Source organism: Aeromonas aquatilis, assembly GCF_054052405.1.
The window spans coordinates 25,490-46,081 of sequence record NZ_JBSTYP010000001.1; the positions used below are offsets into that span (position 1 = coordinate 25,490).

The 20,592-nt window shown below is 60.3% G+C and carries 20 protein-coding genes; 12 read left to right on the top strand and 8 right to left on the bottom strand.

Annotation, left to right across the window (positions count from 1 at the left end; genetic code table 11):
- Nucleotide 1: 1 nt before the first annotated feature.
- Nucleotides 2-250 (top strand): YfhL family 4Fe-4S dicluster ferredoxin, encoded by a 249-nt coding sequence (locus ACW5W8_RS00120; protein ID WP_005334896.1) that lies wholly within the window; start codon nucleotides 2-4, stop codon nucleotides 248-250.
- A gap of 56 nt (nucleotides 251-306) precedes the next feature.
- Here the strand turns inward: ACW5W8_RS00120 and ACW5W8_RS00125 are convergent, their stop codons facing one another.
- The gene (locus tag ACW5W8_RS00125) at nucleotides 307-699 is read right to left on the bottom strand and encodes a DUF1090 domain-containing protein (protein ID WP_005334898.1); all 393 of its coding nucleotides are present in this window, start codon (nucleotides 697-699) and stop codon (nucleotides 307-309) included.
- Nucleotides 700-857: 158 nt separating this feature from the next.
- On the opposite strand from ACW5W8_RS00125, the gene ACW5W8_RS00130 reads away from it, so the two are divergent.
- Entirely contained in the window at nucleotides 858-1,211 is a 354-nt protein-coding gene (locus ACW5W8_RS00130) for a DsrE/DsrF/TusD sulfur relay family protein (protein ID WP_005334901.1), read from the top strand.
- A 176-nt stretch (nucleotides 1,212-1,387) separates the two neighbouring features.
- Nucleotides 1,388-2,470: a protoglobin domain-containing protein gene (locus tag ACW5W8_RS00135; protein ID WP_498625853.1), complete on the top strand. Its 1,083-nt coding sequence runs from the start codon at nucleotides 1,388-1,390 to the stop codon at nucleotides 2,468-2,470.
- A 16-nt stretch (nucleotides 2,471-2,486) separates the two neighbouring features.
- Here ACW5W8_RS00135 and ACW5W8_RS00140 read toward each other — a convergent pair whose 3' ends face one another.
- Nucleotides 2,487-3,710 carry an MFS transporter gene (locus tag ACW5W8_RS00140; RefSeq protein WP_498625855.1) on the bottom strand — a complete coding sequence of 408 codons (1,224 nt, stop codon included), beginning with the start codon at nucleotides 3,708-3,710 and terminating at the stop codon, nucleotides 2,487-2,489.
- Nucleotides 3,711-3,909: 199 nt separating this feature from the next.
- Entirely contained in the window at nucleotides 3,910-4,917 is a 1,008-nt protein-coding gene (sohB, locus tag ACW5W8_RS00145) for a protease SohB (RefSeq protein WP_498625857.1), read from the bottom strand.
- A gap of 222 nt (nucleotides 4,918-5,139) precedes the next feature.
- Between sohB and ACW5W8_RS00150 the strand changes: the two genes are divergently transcribed.
- Both ACW5W8_RS00150 and ACW5W8_RS00155 read left to right on the top strand, forming a co-directional pair.
- Entirely contained in the window at nucleotides 5,140-5,895 is a 756-nt protein-coding gene (locus ACW5W8_RS00150; protein WP_498625858.1) for a YciK family oxidoreductase, read from the top strand.
- Nucleotides 5,896-6,022: 127 nt separating this feature from the next.
- Nucleotides 6,023-6,937 carry a LysR family transcriptional regulator gene (locus ACW5W8_RS00155; RefSeq protein WP_064340871.1) on the top strand — a complete coding sequence of 305 codons (915 nt, stop codon included), beginning with the start codon at nucleotides 6,023-6,025 and terminating at the stop codon, nucleotides 6,935-6,937.
- 14 nt (nucleotides 6,938-6,951) lie between these two features.
- On the opposite strand, the gene ACW5W8_RS00160 is transcribed toward ACW5W8_RS00155, so the two are convergent.
- Entirely contained in the window at nucleotides 6,952-8,124 is a 1,173-nt protein-coding gene (locus ACW5W8_RS00160) for an MFS transporter (protein ID WP_498625860.1), read from the bottom strand.
- Between the two features lie 182 nt (nucleotides 8,125-8,306).
- Here ACW5W8_RS00160 and ACW5W8_RS00165 point away from each other — a divergent pair, with 182 nt between their 5' ends.
- Both ACW5W8_RS00165 and ACW5W8_RS00170 read left to right on the top strand, forming a co-directional pair.
- Nucleotides 8,307-9,452 carry a MalY/PatB family protein gene (locus ACW5W8_RS00165; protein ID WP_498625861.1) on the top strand — a complete coding sequence of 382 codons (1,146 nt, stop codon included), beginning with the start codon at nucleotides 8,307-8,309 and terminating at the stop codon, nucleotides 9,450-9,452.
- Between the two features lie 81 nt (nucleotides 9,453-9,533).
- Nucleotides 9,534-10,958 (top strand): TAXI family TRAP transporter solute-binding subunit, encoded by a 1,425-nt coding sequence (locus ACW5W8_RS00170; protein WP_498625862.1) that lies wholly within the window; start codon nucleotides 9,534-9,536, stop codon nucleotides 10,956-10,958.
- Nucleotides 10,959-11,062: 104 nt separating this feature from the next.
- Here the strand turns inward: ACW5W8_RS00170 and ACW5W8_RS00175 are convergent, their stop codons facing one another.
- Nucleotides 11,063-11,977, bottom strand: a complete 915-nt coding sequence (locus ACW5W8_RS00175) for a LysR family transcriptional regulator (RefSeq protein WP_005353868.1) — start codon at nucleotides 11,975-11,977, stop codon at nucleotides 11,063-11,065.
- Nucleotides 11,978-12,147: 170 nt separating this feature from the next.
- Here ACW5W8_RS00175 and ACW5W8_RS00180 point away from each other — a divergent pair, with 170 nt between their 5' ends.
- From ACW5W8_RS00180 to ygjK, 4 genes are all read left to right on the top strand, one after another.
- The gene (locus ACW5W8_RS00180; RefSeq protein WP_042658175.1) at nucleotides 12,148-13,404 is read left to right on the top strand and encodes an adenylosuccinate synthetase; all 1,257 of its coding nucleotides are present in this window, start codon (nucleotides 12,148-12,150) and stop codon (nucleotides 13,402-13,404) included.
- A gap of 197 nt (nucleotides 13,405-13,601) precedes the next feature.
- Nucleotides 13,602-14,138 carry a YbhB/YbcL family Raf kinase inhibitor-like protein gene (locus ACW5W8_RS00185; RefSeq protein ID WP_498625863.1) on the top strand — a complete coding sequence of 179 codons (537 nt, stop codon included), beginning with the start codon at nucleotides 13,602-13,604 and terminating at the stop codon, nucleotides 14,136-14,138.
- A gap of 11 nt (nucleotides 14,139-14,149) precedes the next feature.
- Nucleotides 14,150-14,950 (top strand): helix-turn-helix transcriptional regulator, encoded by an 801-nt coding sequence (locus tag ACW5W8_RS00190; RefSeq protein ID WP_498625864.1) that lies wholly within the window; start codon nucleotides 14,150-14,152, stop codon nucleotides 14,948-14,950.
- 193 nt (nucleotides 14,951-15,143) lie between these two features.
- Entirely contained in the window at nucleotides 15,144-17,624 is a 2,481-nt protein-coding gene (gene ygjK, locus ACW5W8_RS00195) for an alpha-glucosidase (protein WP_498625865.1), read from the top strand.
- A gap of 94 nt (nucleotides 17,625-17,718) precedes the next feature.
- On the opposite strand, the gene ACW5W8_RS00200 is transcribed toward ygjK, so the two are convergent.
- The 3 genes from ACW5W8_RS00200 to ACW5W8_RS00210 form a co-directional block, all read right to left on the bottom strand.
- Nucleotides 17,719-18,270, bottom strand: coding sequence for a hemerythrin domain-containing protein (locus ACW5W8_RS00200; protein WP_498625866.1), 552 nt, complete (start codon nucleotides 18,268-18,270; stop codon nucleotides 17,719-17,721).
- Nucleotides 18,271-18,340: 70 nt separating this feature from the next.
- Nucleotides 18,341-19,018, bottom strand: a complete 678-nt coding sequence (gene ung / locus ACW5W8_RS00205) for a uracil-DNA glycosylase (protein WP_005353881.1) — start codon at nucleotides 19,016-19,018, stop codon at nucleotides 18,341-18,343.
- A 69-nt stretch (nucleotides 19,019-19,087) separates the two neighbouring features.
- Entirely contained in the window at nucleotides 19,088-19,828 is a 741-nt protein-coding gene (locus ACW5W8_RS00210; RefSeq protein ID WP_498625867.1) for a substrate-binding periplasmic protein, read from the bottom strand.
- Nucleotides 19,829-20,197: 369 nt separating this feature from the next.
- On the opposite strand from ACW5W8_RS00210, the gene grcA reads away from it, so the two are divergent.
- Complete coding sequence (gene grcA / locus ACW5W8_RS00215; RefSeq protein WP_033115325.1) at nucleotides 20,198-20,578, top strand: autonomous glycyl radical cofactor GrcA; 381 nt, start codon at nucleotides 20,198-20,200, stop codon at nucleotides 20,576-20,578.
- Nucleotides 20,579-20,592: the final 14 nt, after the last annotated feature.

Genomic DNA, 20,592 nt, shown 5'->3' on the forward strand with positions numbered 1-20,592 from the left:
GATGGCACTGCTCATCACCGACAAGTGCATCAACTGTGACATGTGCGATCCCGAGTGTCCGAACCAGGCCATTAGCCTCGGCGAGGAGATCTACGAGATCGACCCCAGTCGCTGCACCGAATGCGTCGGTCACTACGAGAAGCCGACCTGCATCAGCGTCTGCCCTATCGACTGCATCATCTGGGATCCCGCTCATGTGGAGACCGAAGATCAACTGATGGAGAAGTTTGTGCGGATGCACAGGCAGTAAAACGAAAAAAGGCCGAGCAATCGGCCTTTTTTGATCCTGCGTTCAGCGGCTGGCCATCACTTGCCGACCAGCCGGATCAGTTTGTCCAGCTCCCGCTGGGCCTCCAGCATCCGGGTCTGGGACTCCTCCAGCCTGGCCTGCCGCTTGGCAATCTTCTCCGGTTTGCCACTGACTCTCGCCTCCTGCAGCTCAAGCAGACGCTCATCCACCTCGCCGCGCAGTTTGTTAACCCGCTCTTTCTGCTCCTTAAGCAGACCTTCATCGGTGCAGTTGGCCTTGATATTGCGCGCTGCCTGTTCGAGCCCGGCAATCTGCCCGGCGTTATTGTGTGCTTTGGCAAACACCAGCTGGTCGTTGACGGCCTGCAGACGAGCCTTGCAACCGACCGCCTCACTGCCAAAGGCCTGACCCGCCAACAGCAGTAAGCCGGCTCCCAATACTTTCCACATCTCGATTCATCCGGTCTTATTTGCGAGCTGACCATAAAAACCTCGATCGGCAGCAGGGTCAAGCAAGCGGGAAAAAGGTGCGACAGAAGTTGTGCGACATCACGCAATTGCCACCCTGTTGGTTCTACAATGGCGCTCTTTCCAATCGGGAGTCTGTTATGAATCAACAAATTGTGGTCATTGCCAACGGTGCCCCCTACGGCAGCGAATCCCTGTTCAACGCCCTGCGTCTCGCTATCGCCCTCAACGAACAGGGTGGAGCCAGCCTGAAGCTGTTTCTGATGTCCGATGCGGTGAGTGCAGCGCTGGCCGGTCAGGCACCGGCCGAAGGGTACAACCTGCGCCAGATGCTGGAGATCCTGCTGGCACAAGGCGTCACCATTCGCCTGTGCAAGACCTGCACCGATGCCCGTGGCATCACCGCCCTACCGCTGATCGAGGGCATTGAGGTCGGCACCCTGCCGATGCTGGCCCAGTGGACCCTGGCCGCCGACAAGGTACTGACCTTCTGATCGCATCTGCTTGCCCTGCTCTCCCCCACTTGTGCCACTGAGCATCTCACGTCAGGCAAAGTGGGGGCCATTACGCTCCCTCGCTCCTCAATGACTACAATGTCAGTTGCCCATTCTGCTTGCCCTGAACCGCTTCACGGACAGAGTAATGGCCCAGTCATGGACAGAGGACGACGATGAATCCGACCGAACAGACCCTGCTTGAGCAGATGCGCATTACCGAATTCGAGATTGCCCATCGCAAGGAGTTGCTGCTGCTCAGCGAGCAAGATGTGGCGCTGCTGGCGAGCTATTGCGGTAAAATAGAGCCACGGGTCGATGCCCTGGTAGATCGCTTCTACCAGCAGCAGACGGCCATCACCGAAATCGCCCTGCTGATCGGTGATGCCGATACCCTCACCCGATTGCGCACCGCACAACGGCGTTATGTGCTCGATCTCTTCAGCGGCCAATACGATCTGGAGTACGTCAACAACCGGCTGCGGATCGGGCTGGTTCACAAGCGGATCGGGGTCGAGCCCAAACTCTATCTGGCCGCCATCAACACCCTCAAGGCCCTGCTGATCGAGGATATTTTCGAGCAGATCCGCGATGAACCGGATCGCCTCGCTATGCTGGCCGCACTGGACAAACTCTTTCTGTTCGACATCACCCTGGTGTTCGAGACCTATATTCGCAGTCTGGTGTCGGAAATAGAGTCCTCCAGAGAGAAATCGGAGAACTATGCCAAGAGCCTGGAGCAGAAAGTTCGCGAGCGGACCAGGCAGCTGGAGGAGCTGAACCGCACCGATGCTCTGACCGGATTGCTCAACGTTCGTCACCTCAACGAACTGTTGTTGTTGAGCCTGCGCACCTGTCAGCGCCGTGCCGAACCCATGGCCATCGCCTATCTCGATATCGATAACTTCAAACAAATCAATGACACCGAAGGACATCAACGCGGCGACGAGATCCTGCGGATCGTCGGCCACTGCATCCGTCAGGTCTTTCGTGCCGAAGACAGCTGCTTTCGCTATGGCGGGGATGAGTTCTGTCTGATCCTGCCCAACTGCAGCGAGAGTCAGGCCAGGGATATTTATTTCAAACGACTGACCCAGGCCATCAAGGGTCAGCTGGAGGATCTCACCCTCAGTATTGGTATCGCCCAGACCGGGCCGGATCACTACGATGACGGGCTCAACCTGATCCGGCTGGCCGACGAGCGAATGTACGCGGCCAAGAAGGCGCTCAAGGAGATTACCCCGGGCAGCACCCACTGATCCCCGGGGCTGACTGTCAGCCTCGCTTCGTTGCTGTGGGGAGCGAAGCGGGACGGGAGACCCTGGCCCCCCACTCATAGAGCGCAAAAATCGCCACGCAGAGCAGCGCCATCAGCACATAGAGCAGCTGGCCGCTCCACTGCTCGAGGATCCAGCCTCCCAGCAGGGCACCTGCGGCCCCTCCCAACCCGGCCAGTGCGCTGGCGCCAAAATAGCTTCCCTTGAGGTGGGTGGGGGCCATCTGGTCGATCAGCACGTTGAGCAGGGGGAACAGGATGGTCTCGCCGATGCTGAGCAGCAGCACGGCGCCAAACCAGTGGCTGCGCACCATCGGGTCCCCCAGCGCGAAGAGCAGCTGGGCCGCCAGAAAGAGCGCCATGCCGATATGAAGCCGTACCCGCACCGGCCAGCGTGACAACAACCGCAGCAGCGGAAACTGCAGCAGCACTACGGTCAGGGCATTGGTCGCCACCAGCAGAGCAACCAGCTCGGCCACCTGCGGCATACCGGCCCGGGTCAGGTACTGCACCAGCGGCGAGTGAAACTGGGAGTAGACCAGCACCATCAGCAGATTGGCCATCACCAGCAGCAGGAAGGCTCGATCCGCCAGCAACACCTTGATGGCATCCCGCAAGCCGGGCCCGGCAGTCCCCGGCTTGCCTGTGCTGCCAGCCCGGCGAAATCCCCAGCCAAAGGCCAGCGCCAGCAGCAGATAGCTCACCACCAGAAACAGGAAGGTCTCCTGCTGGGCGTTTATCCCGAGAGTCACCCCCAGTAGCGGCCCCAACGCGGCCCCCAGGTTGAGCAGAAAATAGCGCAGGTGCAGTGCCTGCTCCCGCGCCTTGGCCGAGGCCAGACTGTCGGCCATCAGTGCCTTTCCGGGGGCATCGATGAGCCCTGACGAGAGGCCGCTGCCCATCACCCCAACCCCGAGCCAGAACACCGCATGGGAGAAACCGAGCAGGCCGAAACAGAGCATCGCCACCAGACAACCGGCCAGCAGTATGCTGCGCCGACCGAAGCGATCAGAGAGCCAGCCGCCGTAAAAACTGACCAGGGTAGAGAGGGCCATTGAGCCCCCCAGCAACAGGCCGATGAAGGTGGCCGAAAGGTCATACTCCCGATAGAGCAGAATGGAGAGGAAGGGCCACACCATGTAGTAGCTGGTACGCACCATGAAAGTGCCCAGAATGACGATCCAGACCAACGGGGTAAATTGCCTGAAGGTGCTCCATGACATCGCTATGCTCCATGCCCCCGCAGCTCTTACCACAAGATCCTGTCATAAACGGGGAAAGCATTCAGTTGTAACAGAGGGCCTCAATAGAAACAACCCTCGCTCACCGACAAGGTGCAACTGGATGCAAAAAGGCCAGCCGGTGGGCACCGGCTGGCCTTTTTATCACGGGTTTCCCTCGGGTTAGCGCCAGAGGGCCAGGCTAGCGCCAGGGGCTCTGCTGCCACAGACGCCCCAGTCCGGCTTCCAGCGCCTGCGCGCCCTGCTTCCCCAGCTTCTGGGTCAGGCTTTTTGGCTTGCGATAGCTGATGCCGATCACCTTGTGGTGGCTGGCCTGCGCCAGCAGATAATCGTCGCTGGTACAGAGGGTATCCACCAGCCCCAATCCCTTAGCCTGACTTGCCAGCCAGTGCTCGCCGGTCGTGACCTGATCGATATCGAGTTGCGGGCGGTGTTCGGCCACAAATGCCTTGAAGCGCTCGTGGATCGCCGCCAGCTCCTCGCGAAACTTCTCGCGCCCCAGATCGTCGTTCTCGCCAAACATGGTGATAGTGCGCTTGTACTGACCGGCGGTGTGCATCTCGAATTCGATATCGTGCTTTTTCAACAACTTGTTGAAGTTCGGCATCTGGGCGATCACCCCGATGGAGCCGACGATGGCAAAGGGGGCTGCCAGGATTTTGTCCGCCACGCAAGCCATCATGTAGCCGCCGCTTGCCGCCACCTTGTCGATAGCCACGGTGAGCTTGATGTCACGATCGCGCAGCCGCTGCAGCTGGGAAGCGGCCAAGCCGTAACCATGCACTACGCCGCCACCGGATTCGAGTCGCAGCAGTACCTCGTCGCCGGGCTGGGCGACGCCGATCACCGCGCTCACCTCTTCGCGCAGGGAGGCCACCTCTTTGGCATCCATGCTGCCGTTGAAATCGAGCACGAACAGGCGACTGCGCTCATCACCGGCCTTGGTGCGCTTTTTCTGCTCTTCCTTCTGCTGCTTTTCCAGTACCTTGCGCTCGGCCTTGCTGGCGAGCGCGCTCTTGAGGGCAAATTGCCCCTGTTCCAGCTCGCTCGAGAGATCGGTCACCACCAGCTCACCCTTGCGCGCTTTCGGCTGGCGAGTGCTGACGAGCATCAGGATGATGGCGCCGATGGCCAGCAGGAAGGTCACTGTCTTGGCCAGAAACAGGCCATATTCGGTCAGAAATGTCACGATGGGCTCCAGAATGGATCGGTTTTCGTCACATTCTAGGGAGTTTGGTGGAGGCGCGCAAAAAATCGCAGCCAGTGACCGGAAAAACCAACCCGAGCATCACAACCTCTCTATTTTCTTCACATTTTTCTTGCCGCTGGCTGGTCAAACAGGCGTGCGGATCAGTACACTTGGCGCCGATTGCCATGCACTTATGGCCGGAATTTGTTAACAGGAGTTGTCATGCTCGATTATCAGGCACCCCGCGATCTGCTCAAGGATAAAGTCATTCTGGTCACCGGTGCTGGCGACGGGATCGGCCGCGAAGCCGCCCTCACCTACGCCGCTCACGGTGCCACCGTGATCCTGCTCGGCCGCACCAGCGCCAAACTCGAAGCCGTGTATGACCAGATTGAAGCCGCCGGTTATCCGCTGCCCGCCATCGTGCCGGTGGATCTGAAAGGGGCCACCGCCGTCCACTACCGCGGCATGGCCGAAACCTTCGCCCAGCAGTTTGGCCGCCTCGACGGCGTGCTGTTCAACGCCGGTCTGCTTGGCACCCTCTCTCCGTTTGAACATATTCAGGAGAAGGAGTGGGACGAGGTGATGCAGGTCAACGTCAAATCGGAATTCCTGCTGACCCAGGCGCTGCTGCCGCTGCTACGCCAGACCGCCAAGGCGCAGGGCGATGCCTCCATCGTCTACACCTCCTCCAGCGTGGGACGCAAGGGGCGTGCCTACTGGGGCACCTATGCCATCTCCAAATTTGCCATCGAGGGGATGATGGAAGTGCTGGCCGACGAGCTGGAAAACACCGGTGTGCGGGTCAATACCCTCAATCCGGGCGGTACCCGTACCAAGATGCGCGCCAGCGCCTTCCCGGCGGAAGATCCCATGAACCTCAAGACTCCGGCCGACCTGATGCCGCTCTACCTCTACCTGATGGGGTCGGACAGCCACGGCAAAACCGGCCAGACCTTTGTGGCTCAGCCAAAATAAACAGGCGGCTCAGCCCAAATAAATCAATAAAATACCCAGAGTGTTGTGCGGCAGAGGTTAAATTGAATAGGGGGCACAGGCTCCCTGTTCGAACCACTGACCATTCTATCTCCAATCAGGTTGAACTATGTTTCGTCCCAAGAGCACGTTTGAGCAATGGCGGATCTTTCAGGCGGTGGTCGACTGCGGCGGCTACGCCCAGGCGGCCGAGGCGCTGAACAAGAGCCAGTCCTCCCTCAATCATGCGGTTGCAAAGTTGCAGCAGAGTCTGGGGGTGCCCTTGCTGGAGGTGCGCGGCCGCAAGGCGGTGCTGACCCCGGCGGGCGAGATCTTCCTCAAGCGGGCTCGCCAGTTGAGCCAGCAAGTAGAAGAGCTGGAGAATCTGGCCAACAACCTGGAGCGGCAGTGGGAGCCGCAGATCAACCTCTATGTCTCGGCGCTGCAACCAAGGGATCGCCTCTATCGGGCGCTGGCCAGCTTCTACCCCCGCAGCCGGGGTTGCCGGGTCAACCTGCACGAACGCATTCACTGCCACTTCAACGCCCTGCAACCGGGGGATCTGATGCTCTCCGAGCACCTGCCCGGCGATCGCACCGGTCTGCTGCTGGACGAGGTGTGCCTGCTGCCCCTCTGCGCCGCCAGCCATCCGCTGGCGCAAGAGGAGGGGCCCATCCGCAGCGACGTGCTGACCAGCCATAACCAGATCAGCCTTCATCCCCCCATTCACCGCTCGGTGGACTGGAACGATGCGGATGACACCGGCTGGAAGGCGACCCACTACCACGAAGTGCTCGCCATGCTGCGCCTCGGCCTCGGCTATGCCTGGCTGCCGCGCCATCTGGTTGAGCGAGAGCTGGCGGAAGGTTCGCTCATACAGCTGGATCTGGAGAGCGGCAACGAGCGCCACCTCTATACCTACCTGCTGACCCTCTCCCCCGAATCCCTAGGCCCAGCGACCGAGCTGCTGCTGCGCTGCCTGCGCAACGAGTATCAAGGCGAATCAGCGCCGCTCCCGCACGCCCAGCCCCAACACGACAAATAACAGCCAGCCCACCGTCAGACGTTGGGCACCCGCCAGCTGGCGGCCAGTGCCACCAGCGCCAATCCCAACGCCACCATAAAGACCCCGTGGAAACTCCACACCTCCGCCACCACTCCGGCGATGGCCCCTGCCATGATGGAGCCGGTGCGGATGCTGTTGGCAAACAGGGTGGTCGCCACCCCGGCCCGCCCCGGCATCAGATCCTGAAAGTAAGACATGCCGATCCCCGCCACGATACCGATGAAGATGGCGTTGAACAGCTGCAAGGCGATCAGGGCGTATTGGTCGGTAAGGGTCACCAGACCGGTATAAAAGGCCGCGCCAGCCAGCACCGCCAACAACATCATGGGGCGCTTGCCAAAACGGGCCGTGTAGTAACCCGCCAGCAGCATGAAGGGGATCTCCAGCGCCGCCGCCGTGCCCATCAGGATACCGGCAAGCTTCTCATCCATCCCCAGTTCCCGGGTGATGTAGAGCGGCATATTGATGAGGTACATGCTGTTGCAGGTCCACATTAGGGTGGAGGCAATAAAGAGCGCCCGCACCGCAGGATCCCGCCAGCTGCTGACCCGCTCTGTCTCTTCGGCCATCTTGGGCAGTGGCAGCGAGGGCAACCAGCGCCACACCACCAGGGCACAAAGCAGATAGGCCAGTGCCGAAGCCAGATACATCAGCTCAAAACCGTAGCCGATGGCCAGCGCGAAGGCGATGGGTGGGCCTATGACCCAGGCCAGCGAAAACTGGGCCCGCATCACCGAGCTGAACATGTCAGCCCGCTTGTTGCAGCTATCAGAGTACTCCCGCGCCAGCGCAAACAGCTGGGGGCTGGCGGTCGCCGCCAGCGCGGCCAGCATCACCCCGAGGCTGGCCAGCAACCAGTAGTTGCGGTTCCAGGCAAACAGCAAGGAGAGCGCCACCCCGGCAAAACAGCAGCGCAGGATCAGTCGTTTGCGATCCCCCTTGTTATCGGAGCGATGGCCCAGCCACTGGCTGACCAGAATGCCCACCACCGCATTGATAGTATAAAAGAGCCCGACCAGAAAGGGGCGCACCTGCACCTCCTCGGCCAGAAACAGGCTCAAGGTAGGCACCTGCAGTGCCACCGCGACGCCGGTCATAAAGGTCACGGCAAGAAACGAAAGAGAGACGGGGTCCGGGCGTTTGACCGCCGCTATCGACAAGCTCATAGGGTTACCACTGATTGGAAGGACGATACGGGCTAACGGGCGGCAGCCGTATGAAAATTCGGCGCCTATCTTATGTCACTATCAAGAGCGGGCTCAAGGATGGCATAAGCAGGTGTGCGCCTTGCGAGGGAGGCCGCGACCCCGTAGAGTGAAAGCCCATCCTGCCAGCACACGGAGTTCGCATGTTTGATTTTGATCAGGAAGTAGACCGCAGTGGCACCATGAGCCTGAAATGGGACAAGTACAAGGGTCAGGATGTGCTGCCCATGTGGGTTGCCGATACCGACTTTGTCTCCCCCCCGTCCGTGATTGAGGCGTTGACCAAACGGGTTGCCCACGGCATTTTCGGCTATTCACGCCCCTCGCCGCGCCTGATCGAACTCATTATCGAACGGATGGCGACCCGCTATGGCTGGGCAATCGAGCCCGAATGGCTGGTATTCCTGCCCGGCGTGGTGCCGGGGCTCAACCTCGCCTGCAAGGCGTGGAGTCAGCATGGCCGCGGTATCATCACTCCCAAGCCGGTCTACTACCCCTTCCTGCAGGCGCCGGGCTTCAATGATCGTCCCCTGCTCACCGTGCCGATGGTTGAAGAGGCCGGTCGTTGGGTGCTGGATCTTGAAGAGCTGGAGCGTCAGGCTCCCGCCGCAGATCTGCTGCTGCTCTGCAACCCCCACAACCCGGGTGGCACCATCTTCACCCGTGACGAACTGCTGGCCATCGATGCCATCGCCGCACGCCACAATCTGGTGATCTGCTCCGATGAAATCCACTGCGATCTGCTGCTGGATAAGAATGCCCGCCACATTCCCTACGGCGCCATCAGTGCACAAGCAGCCGAGCGCTGCGCGGTGATGATGGCCCCGAGCAAGACCTTCAATATCGCTGGTCTCTGCTGCTCCTTCGCCATTATCCCCAACCCCCGTCTGCGCTTCAGGCTGCAGCAGGCGATGCGCGGCATCAGCGCCGACGTCAACCTGCTGGGCTTTGTCGCCGCCGAAGCGGCCTATGAGGGTGGCGAACTGTGGCTGACCGAGCAGCTCGACTATCTGGCAGCCAATCTGGCCCTGATCCAGCAGGCGGTTGCCCGCTGGCCCGGCGTCAAGCTGGCCAGCCATCAGGCGACGTATCTGGCCTGGATCGATGTGAGCGCACTTGGCCTTGCCGATCCCATCGCCTTCTTCGAGCAGGCAGGGGTTGGTCTCTCCCCCGGCGCCCAGTTTGGCGACGGCCAGTTCGTGCGGCTCAACTTCGGCTGCACCAGGGCACGACTGACCGACGCGCTGGCGCGGATGGAGCGGGCAATCCTCAACCACAGCAAGCCCTGATCAGCCAGCAACGGGATGGGCAAGCCCCATCCCTTTTTCCCTGTGTCATCAGCCAGCGGTCAACTCAGTCAACGGTCAATTATGTCTCTACGGATCTTGCATCACCTTCTGCTCCCACTCTGTGCACTCTCTGCGCTGCTCCCCTTTGGCAGCCAGGCGCTGACTATCGGAACGGGCCCGCTCAATGGGGTCTACTACCCGACCGGTGGCGCCATCTGCCGGGTACTCAATGCCGGCCATGCCCTGCATGGGGACAGCTGCACCGTGCAGAGCACCCGCGGCTCGATGGCCAACCTCAAGGCACTCGGCAAGGGGGACGTACAGCTGGCGCTGGTGCAGTCCGATGTGTTGCACCACGCCCTGCACGGCACCGGCCCCTTCAGCGGGCAGGGTGCCAACCACCAGTTGCGCAGCCTGTTCCGGCTCTATCAGGAGTCGTTGACCCTGCTGGCCACCCCCGACAGCGGCATCACCACCCTGGCAGATATCGAGGGGAAACGGGTCTATCCGGGCAACAACGGCGCCGGTGAGCAGATCACCAGCCAGGCCCTGATGGCAGCCATGGGATGGCAACCCGGGCAGTTTGTCGCCTATCAGCTCAAATCTGACAGCGAACCGCTGGAAGGGCTGTGCGATGGATCGCTGGATGCCGCTTTTGTGGTAGCCGGTCACCCCAGTCAGGCAGTTGGTGATCTGATCAGCCGCTGCAAGGTACGCCTGATCCCCATCGAAGGGGAGCAGATCGACAAGCTGCTCAAGCAGCACTCCTACTACCAGCGCAGTCGCATCGCCGCCAACCTCTATCCGGGGCAGACGGCCTCCATCAACAATATCGGGATGAGTGCCGAACTGGTGGCGCTGGCCAGCCTGCCGGATCCCATCGTTCGTACCGTGCGCGATACCCTGCTAGCACGGGTCAAGCAGTTCAGTCGGTTGCATCCCGCCCTGAGCAAGGTGACCCCCGAACAATTGCAGGCGCAAACCGAACTGCCCCTCCATGCGGGGATGTCGGATCAGCCGCCAGAACCCTTGCCACTGTCCTCCGAACAGTTAACAGCAGAACAGTTGGCACCGGAGCAGTTAACACCGGAACTATCGGCCTCCGCTGCGGCACCAGCGACGGATCAGGTGAGTGCCGCCAACGGGACGGCAACGCTTCTTGAGGCCCCCTCCGACGCCACCGCCACCAGCAGTGCGGCAGTGGAGACAGAAACCACAGAGGCTAATCCCTTGCCCGAAGAGGCACTTGAGGTCACCCCCGAGCTCACTGCTACGCCGACCACAGAGGGGGAAATAGTGGCTCCCTCTGCCGCAGCGTCAACGGTTCCACCACCATCGGCTGCCGCTTCGACTCAGTGGCCACAAAGCGTCTCTGCGGCCACTTCGCTGCAAAAACAGGCAACCCAGCCTGCCAGCAGCTCGGTTGCTGACGAAACCCCACCGCAGGATAAGGCCGACACGCCTCCCTCCCCTGCTACCAGCGCAGCCACACAGCTGCAACCCTGAGTGGCCAGCGCCAACAAATGCATCAGGGCAGCCTTGGCTGCCCTGATTATTGATATGCGTTCGATACTGGCGCAGTTGATTGGCCTGCTCACCTTGCCGCCCCGCTACGGCTCCATCACCCGGGTCAGATAGGGGTTGGGCTTCTGGATCTCCTCCTCCACCCAGTGCAGCAACTGCTTGATGGCCCGCGACAACACCTGATTCTGGCGTACCACGTAACCCAGACTGGTCCCGGGAAAGTCGCCGAGGCTGGTGACCGGCGCGGTGAGGTTGAGGCGCGGATGCAGGGAGAAGTCCGGCACGATGGCGACACCAAAGCCCGCCTCGGCCCAATCGAGCTGGGCGTCCACGCTACCCACCTCCATGATGCGGCAAGGGGGCAAGGCCAGCAGCGGCAGGGACGGATCGATCAGCGCCCGGGTGCGGGTATCGTGACCGAGCAGGATCAGGGTCGGCTCGTCGAGGGGATCGCTCTCCCCCGCCACCGCCCGCGCCTGCCAGCGGGCAAGGCCGTGGCCCAGCGCGCACCAGGTCACCTGTTGCAGCTCGGTATAGAAGAGCGGTTCGCTGCGCTTTTGCGCCATCACGAAGCCCAGATCCGCCTTGCCCGCCTTGACCAGCTCGGCGGCCTGATCCGAAGTGGTGTTGAACAGAGTGAGGTCGATGCCGGGAAACTCCCGCTTGAAGCGCTGAAACGGCTGGATCAGCAGCAGGCGGGAGATGATGTCGCTGGCGGCGATGGCCAGCGTCCCCTGGCTGAGCTGGTTGAGGGCATTGAGATCGGACTGGCAGAGCTGCAGCTCGGCAATGGTGCGCTCGGCGCTTTGCAGCAGCCGCTCCCCCGCCTGCGTCAGGCGAAACGGACTGCGCTCGATCAGCCGCACCCGGGTCGCCTGCTCCAGCCGCTTGATATGTAGGCTGACATTGGGCTGGGTCATGTGCAGCTCGGTGGCGGTCTGGCCAAAATGTTGCAATCGGGCCAGGGTGACAAAGGTTTGCAGCCAGTGAATATCCAGCATAAGAGTCCCTCAACCCGCGATGTGCGGGGCTTGCCAGGCAAAATCGGGCGGTTTGCCGCTTAATTGGCCATAATTATATGGTTCTCTTATCAGAATTATAAAGATAATTAATTTTTCTAATCCGCATCAGACTCCTAGGATGGACGCCTAACGTCTTAGGAGAAAGAGTCATGTCGTCTATCGTAGTCGTAGGTGCTAACTGGGGTGATGAAGGCAAAGGCCGCATCGTGGATTATCTGGCAGGTCAAGCTGGCGCCAGCATTCGCTTCCAGGGCGGCAACAACGCTGGCCACACCGTGGTCAACGACCTTGGCACCTTCAAGCTGCACCAGGTTCCGAGTGGCGTATTCAACCCGGATTGCCTGGTTGTCCTCGGCCCGGGCATGGTGATCAGCCCCGAGAAACTGACCGTCGAGCTCGAGGAAGTCAAAGCCTCCGGCGTGACTCCGAAGCTGGCCATCTCTGACCGCGCAACCCTGTGCCTGCCGCTGCACGCACTCGAAGATACCCTGGAAGAGCAGCGTCTGGGTGACGGCGCCTATGGCTCCACCCGTCAGGGCATCGCCCCTGCCTACGGCGATCGCGTGATGAAGAAAGCGATCCTGGTTGGCTGGCTGAAACAGCCGGACGTGCTGGTCGAGCGCATCCAGTTCATGCTGGACTGGAAACTGCCGCAGATGAAGGCTATCTACCCCTCCTTCGAATTCACCCAGACCGCCCAGGAGATGGCCGACTGGCTGCTGGAAGTCTCTGCACCGTGGATCGACGCCGTCTGCAACGTCAGCATGCCGCTCAAAGCGCTGCAGGCTGAAGGCAAGACCCTGCTGTTCGAAGCCCAGCTGGGCGCTGGCCGTGACCTGATCTACGGCGAATACCCCTGGGTGACCTCCTCCCACGTATCTGGCGCCTACGCCGGTATCGGTGGCGGTCTGCCGGGTCTGCGCCCGGAGCGCGTCATCGCCGTGGCCAAGGCATTCAGCTCCTCTGTCGGTACTGGCACCCTGCTGACCGCCATGGAGAACCAGGACGAGTTCCGCAAGATCACCAACGAGTTCGGCGCCACCACTGGCCGTCCCCGTGATGTCGGTTACTTCGACGCCGTCGCCACCAAGAACGGTGTCGAGCTGCAAGCCGCCACCGAAGTGGCCCTGACCAAGCTGGACTGCCTGACCGGTCTGCCGGATCTGAAGATCTGTGTGGCCTACGAAGGTGCCCACACCGAGAACCCGATTTGGCCACAAACCGCTGCCCTGAAGCCGGTTTACGAGCAGATGGAAAGCTGGAGCGAAGACATCACCGGTTGCCGCACCTTCGAAGAGCTGCCGCGCGCTGCTCAGCAGTACGTGCTGCGCATCGAAGCGCTGCTCGGCGTACCGGTTCCGATGGTTTCCGTCGGCCCGGGCCGTGACGAGATGATCCTGCGCTAAGCCGCACCTCTCATCGTCAAACAAAAAACCGGCATCCCTGATGCCGGTTTTTTTATGGCTGCTATTTACCCTATTGCCCTAAAAACCACTAAAAGGCTCAATTAACTCACCAATCGCCCTCACATTGAGCCGTTCTGCAATATTATTTTGCCCTGCTCTCGCTAAAGTGAACCCGTTACCACACGAGGAGTCACCCGATGAAATTGCTCAAACAGAGTGCCCTGTTGCCACTGCTCTGCCTGACGGCCATGCCAGCCTTTGCCATGACCCTGAAGAGCACGGACATTCACGAAGGCCAGTTGATGGACAAACAGTTCAGCTTCAACGGCTTTGGCTGCAGCGGCGACAGCCACTCGCCCCAACTTAGCTGGCAGGATCTGCCGGCAGGCACCAAGAGTGTTGCCATCACCGCCTATGACCCCGATGCCCCCACCGGCAGCGGTTGGTGGCACTGGCTGGTGGTGAACCTGCCTGCCACCCAAAGCGAGCTGGCCAGCAATACCTCCGGCAAGCTCAAGCAGGGATTGGAGATCCGCACCGACTTTGGCAGCCAGGGTTACGGCGGCCCCTGCCCGCCCGCAGGTCACGGCATGCACCGCTATCAGTTCACCGTCTGGGCCCTGCCCCATGATCTCGAGGTGAAGGCTGATACCCCGCCCGCTATGGTAGGCTACATGCTCAATAGCATGGCGCTCGGCAAGGCCACCCTGACCGCCACCTTCGTCACCCCCTAGGAGCCAACCGGATGAGCACTCCCCTGCTGCAACAGAGCCACTATCTCGGGATCCGCCAGCAGCCCCTTCACCGGGTGCTCATCTACGCCCCGACCCTCATCTGGGTCACCCAGGGGAGCAAGCAACTGTGGTGGCGCGAGCGGCGTCTGTCGTTTGACAGGGAGCGCTGGCTGCTGATCCCGGCAGGCCACCAGCTCACCTTCGTCAATCAGCCGGAGCAGGGCAAGTTTCGCTCCCACGCCATCACACTGCTCACTCCGCCGCCACCAAAATGGCTGGCTGAGTCAGCCCCTTCCCACGCCGATCTGGAGGAACCCGCTGTCAAGGTCACCCCCGGGCTCGCCTTCTGCTTTGAGCTCATCAGCACCATGGCCGAACGGGGACTGAACGAGGCGACCCAGGCCGAACTGCTGCGCGGCTTCTATGCCGAGCTGCGGGCCGCCAACGCCCTCGGGTTGCTCTTTCCCGCCAGCACCATGACCCTCGCAGAGCGGCTGGCACGCTACCTGGCGGTGGAACCCGGCATCGACCACACCCTGGAGGCAGTGGCCCCCCACTTCTCCATGAGCCGCGCCTCCATGGTGCGCAAGCTGGCCGCCGAAGGTCGCAGCTTTCGCCAGTTGCTGGCTCAGGTGCGCATGAGCCACGCCCTCAACCTGTTGCAACAGGGCCTGACCCCGCTGGAGGTCGCCCTCGCCTGCGGTTATGACTCCCCCAGCCGCTTTGCCGCCCGCTTCAAACAGGAGTTTGGCCTGACGCCCCACCAATACCTGCACACTTGCCCTGCCAGATTGGCGAGCAACGACAAGTAAAACATTACTAAATAAATCAACTCTGTAACTTGATGTAACCAGGTGATTTATCTCACAATTTCTCCTCTCAATAGTGTGACCTCACACCAAGGTCTATATTAATCAATAACGTACAATCTCACCCGCAAACGCTTTCACTAAAAAAGCAAAAAGCACTCTGTCAAAACTACAAAAAACGGAATGGGAGAGAATAATGTTTCGTAAAACTTTACTTTCAATGGCCCTGGGTACCGCACTGTTTGGGCTGACCGGCTGTAACGACAATCAGTCGGAAAGCAGCACCGCCGCCAAGCCGGAGCAGGCCATCCAGTACAAGGATGTGATAGACCGCCGAGGCACGCCGACCCAATTCCGCGACTTTGACAGCTACTCCAACCTCAAATACAACCCGCTGCTCGATCTGGGGGCCTGGCACGGTTTCCTGCTGCCTGCCAGCGACAAGGAGTGGGGGGGCTTTACCGGCCCCATGGTCATCTCCGAGGAGTACAGCCTCTTCTTTGCCAGCGAGCTGGACAAGCTCACCCTGAGCGATGCGAGCGGCCGCCCGTTCCCGCTCACCAGCGCCCGCAAGCAGGAGGTGTACGCCATTCCCGGTGCGCTGGTGCAACGCTTCGAGTTCGAGCCCTTTACGCTGGAGCTGGAGCTGCGTTATGGCGATGCCCGCACCGCCCTTATCCGCACTCGACTCATCAACCAGACCGATGCACCGCTCACCCTCAACCTCAACTGGCAGGGCGAGTTGCTCAATCAATGGGATGCCAAGGATACGATTGCCAGCAAATATCCAGGCTGGACACGCACCATCAGCGAGAGCGACAAAGGAATCGAATTCCAGTTCGGTAAACTGCGCAGCACCTGGAACATCATGCAGAGCGGCAGCGCCCGCTATCGCATCGACCGCACCCTGTCAAGCCGCACCACCCTCGATCAGAAGACACTGGGCTACCAAAGTGACGCCAGCATTACCCTGGCCGCCAAGGGGAGCGAGGATATCTACACCCTGCAGAGCTATCTCCACTCCGCAGATGACGCCAGCCGCCATCAGCAGAGCCGTCAAGCCCTGCTGGCCAACCCGGCCAGCTATTTTGCCGACTCCATCCGCCGCTGGGAGGGCTACCTTGCCAACGGTCTCTCCAATCAGGGGATCCCCGAGTCGGAGCGTCGCATCGCCGTCAAGGCGATGGAGACCCTCAACGGCAACTGGCGCTCCCCGGCTGGCGCCATCCTCCACGACGGGGTAACCCCCTCCAATACAGCACGCTGGTTCGACGGCGTCTGGGCCTGGGACAGCTGGAAGCACGCCTATGCCATGGCGCACTTCAACCCGGAGGTGGCCAAGAACAACGTGCGCGCCATGTATGACTATCAGGTGCAGCCGGATGATCCGGTACGACCGCAGGATGCGGGCATGGTGATCGATGCCGTCTTCTACAACAAGCTGGCGGATCGCGGTGGCGATGGCGGCAACTGGAACGAGCGCGATACCAAGCCGCCCCTCTCCGCCTGGGCCATCTGGGAAATCTACAGCGCCACCAAGGACAAGGCCTTTATCGCCGAGATGTATCCCAAGCTGCAGGCCTACCACGACTGGTGGTACCGCGCGCGGGACAACAACCGCAACGGCATCATCGAATATGGCGCCACCAAGCATGTGGAGCACAATGACGAGTACGGCAATATCACCTTCAAGGTGCAGTACTCCAACGGTATTCCCGCCGGACTGGATCTCTCAAGCTGTACCAGTGAGGGGGATGGCTGGTATGGCTGCGCCGGTATGCCGCTCTATCAACAGGTATTGAACGTGGGCGGTTACAGCGACATGGATATCGGTGCCCAGCACGGCGCCGGTTGGGAGTCAGGCATGGACAATGCCGCCCGCTTCGGCTTTATCGAACCGGGCCAGCTGCAACGCTATGCCGACAAGACCTATGGCGGAGATTTGGCCAAGGCGCGTCAGGACTGGAACGTCGCCTTCTTTGAAAACCATCAGGACAATGGCGATTTGATCGGTTTCTCCATCGATCAGGAGTCGGTGGAGCTCAACGCCTTCCTCGCCAAGGAGAAGCGCATTCTGGCAGACATGGCCGACTTGCTCGGTAAGCCGAGCGACGCGAGCCGCTACCGCGATGGCGCGACCCAGCTGGCTGGCTACATCAACAGCTGCCTGTTCGATGAGGCGTCAGGCTTCTATTACGATCGCCAGATTGCTCAGGGGGATGTCGCTGACGGCAACGGCTGCGTCGGCAAATTGCTGACCGCTCGCGGCCGTGGCCCGGAAGGGTGGAGCCCGCTCTGGGCAGAAGTCGCCGACAAGGAGAAAGCGGCGCGGGTGCGTGAGGTCATGCTCAACGCCCAGGAGTTCAACACAAAGATCCCGCTGGGCACAGCCGCGTTGACCAACCCGGCCTACGATCCCAATATCTACTGGCGCGGCCGGGTATGGCTCGATCAGTTCTACTTCGGGGTGAAGGGGCTCGAAAACTACGGCTACCGCAGCGATGCCGAGGCTCTGGTCAACAAGCTGTTCAACAACGCAGAAGGCTTGGCGGGCAGCGGCCCCATCCGCGAAAACTACAATCCGGAGACCGGCGCCATGCAGGGGGCCAGCAACTTCAGCTGGAGCTCGGCCCACCTCTATATGCTCTATCGCAACTTCCTGAAACCACAGGCGTAAGCTTGCTCCACCATGCAAAAGGCCTCCGGATGGAGGCCTTTCTGTTTTCACTCAAGTTGCACGCTGGAGGTCGAGCTGCGGGTTCAGGCAAGTCTTAACCGGTCGTGAGCGGCAAAGAGAGGCGTTTGGCCAGTGCCTGGAAGTGCTGGCTCACCTCAGCCCCGAACAGGGGGTCGCCAATGGCGCGGTTTTGCCAGTTTTGCTCCAGGTGACGCCAGTCATCCTCGGTCAGGGAGTCACGCAGATGGGGGAAGATCACCCCCTCTTCATAGTTCATGTGCGCCTCTTGCAGTTCCACGAAGCGCTCCAGCTTGGTGGTGAACTGATCGAGGGGGATCACCGCATCCATCAGGATCATCTCCACCATATCCTTGAGATCGGCCCCGGCCTCCAGCAGCTTGACGTGCTCCTCCTGCAGGCGGTTGGCGACCTCCCCTTCCACCACCCGATATTTCAGGTAGTAGTCATAGATGAGATCTTCCTTGGGATGGTGGTACTTGTCGGAGACCTCCCGCAGATAGTCGATGACATCGCGCACCAGAAAGTAGCTGATGGGCTCTTCGGCACGAATGGCTGCCAGCTTGTGCTTGAGCAGCTCCAAGAGTCGGGCGATGTTGAGATGGTCCTTGTGCAGACTGGATAACATGGGCACTCCTTGGCTCTGAATTAATGTTATGTCCCTGAGTATACGGTCATTTGTCGCCCGAACTTTGCACTCAATCAAGTGGGATGCAGACAGATTTCCACTCTATCGGACTCTTGCCCTGTTGTTCCAGCAAGCGATTGGTCTCGCTAAAGTGACCGCAACCGATGAAACCGCGGTGGGCAGAGAGGGGGCTCGGGTGCGGCGCAGTCAGCACATAGTGACGCTGGCGGTCGATGAAACGTCCCTTCTTCTGGGCGTGGGCACCCCACAGCAGGAACACCACCCCCTGACAACTGGCATTGATCTGCTCGATGACCCGATCGGTAAAGGTCTCCCATCCCAGATGGGCGTGAGAGTGAGCCTGACCGGCCTGCACCGTCAGCACAGTGTTGAGCAGCAGGACCCCCTGTTTGGCCCAGGATTCGAGAAAGCCGTGATTGGGTGTGACGAAACCTGGCAGGTCACGCTGCATCTCTTTATAGATGTTGACCAGTGAGGGAGGCGTACGCACACCGGGCAGAACGGAGAAGCAGAGACCGTGTGCCTGATTGGGACCGTGGTAGGGATCCTGGCCCAGGATCACCACCTTGACCTGATCCAGCTCGGTCAGCTTGAAGGCATTGAACACATCGGTAGCTGGCGGGTAGATCACCTTGCCCGCTTCCCGCTCGGCCCTGACGGTTGCCAGCGTACTCTTGAAATAGTCCTGCTCTTTCTCAGAGCCAATCACATCACTCCAGGTCAGCACCCCGGCCTCCTCACTTGATACGGCGAAGGGCTCAGGATAGGGGGCCAGCCCGCAAGACGCAACCGTGGCTCACGCTTTCCAGAGCCTGGCGAGGCGCCCCGAGCGCTCCAGCTTGCGCAGCCCGCTATTGAACAGCAGCATCAGACGGCGCGCCTCGGGATCGGCCTTGCGCATCAGCAGGTATCCCGGTTGCGACCAGATGGGGTCGGCAGCGCCGGTCAGTGACAGCGATTGGGGATGACGGGCGAGCGCCTGCTGGAACAGAGTCTGTGCCACCTGCTCATCCATCACCAGATAGTGGACTCGCCCGTCGAGCAGCTTGCCCATGCTCTGCTCATCGGAATCTGACCACTCGAGGGTGAGCCCGGCTTGACGGGCGGCAAAACCATCGCCATAGAAGTAGCCACGGGTCACCCCGACCGGCTCGTGTTTCAGCTCACCCAGATTGACCGCGGGTGTACCGGTTAGCGTCATCAGGCGAGTGGTGAAATGGCCGAGCGAGGCGGAGAGATAGAAAAGCTGTTCCCGCTCGCGGGAGCGAAACCAGGGCATGGTGACCACATAGCGCCCCTCCATGGTCAGCTGGTAAGCCTCGGCCCAGGAATAGAAGTGAAAGCTGACATCGAGCCCCTCTTCGGCAAAGGCCTGGCGCACCACCTCGCAGAGAAAGCCCTGATTGGGCAACGACTCACTGATATAGGGCGGCCACTCGCCCACGGCAATACGCACCGTCTCGGCCCGCACCGCAACACTGCTTGCCCAGCAACAAACCAGGGCGAGCCATGCCCACTTTCGCCACCCATTATTCACCAGGCACTCTCCTCGCTTTTTTTGCTGAGTGTAGCCAACCCCTCAATTAACCTCAGAAAAAAGCCGAAAAGATGTAGTTAAATTACTAGATTAACGAGATAAAAGATGCATAATTTGGATATCTTACAAAATCAGAAAAATGACCTATTTTTGATTCAACTCAAGAAATTAATCCCACCAAAATGGCACTTTGTCAGACTTTCTTGATCTAGATCAATTTTGGTAATATTACCACCATGGTATATATGACCCCATCAAAGAAAAGGTGTAAGGCAAGGGCCCTTTAAGTCATCGCCATCGACGGTAGCTTAAATACATCAGGGTAATTTCCTTACAGTTGGATTCGCGTTCCCATTGAGGAGTCATACCATGATCAAAGGCATTCAAATCACCCAGGCCGCCAACACCGCTCTGCTGAACTCTTTCTGGCTGCTGGACGAAGAGAAGCAACAGGCTCGCTGCATCTGTGTCAAAGGCGACGCCTTTGCTGCCGATCAAGAAGTTCAACTGGCTGACCTGGGTCAGTTCGAATACCGCGAACTGCCGGTTCAGGCTGAACCTGCAGTTGAAGGTGGCCAGCACCTGAACGTCAACGTGCTGCGTCGCGAAACTCTGGAAGATGCCATCGCCAACCCGGAGAAGTACCCGCAGCTGACCATCCGCGTTTCCGGCTATGCAGTGCGCTTCAACGCCCTGACCCCGGAACAGCAGCGTGACGTGGTTACTCGTACTTTCACCCAGAGCCTGTAATCAGCGCCCTGCAG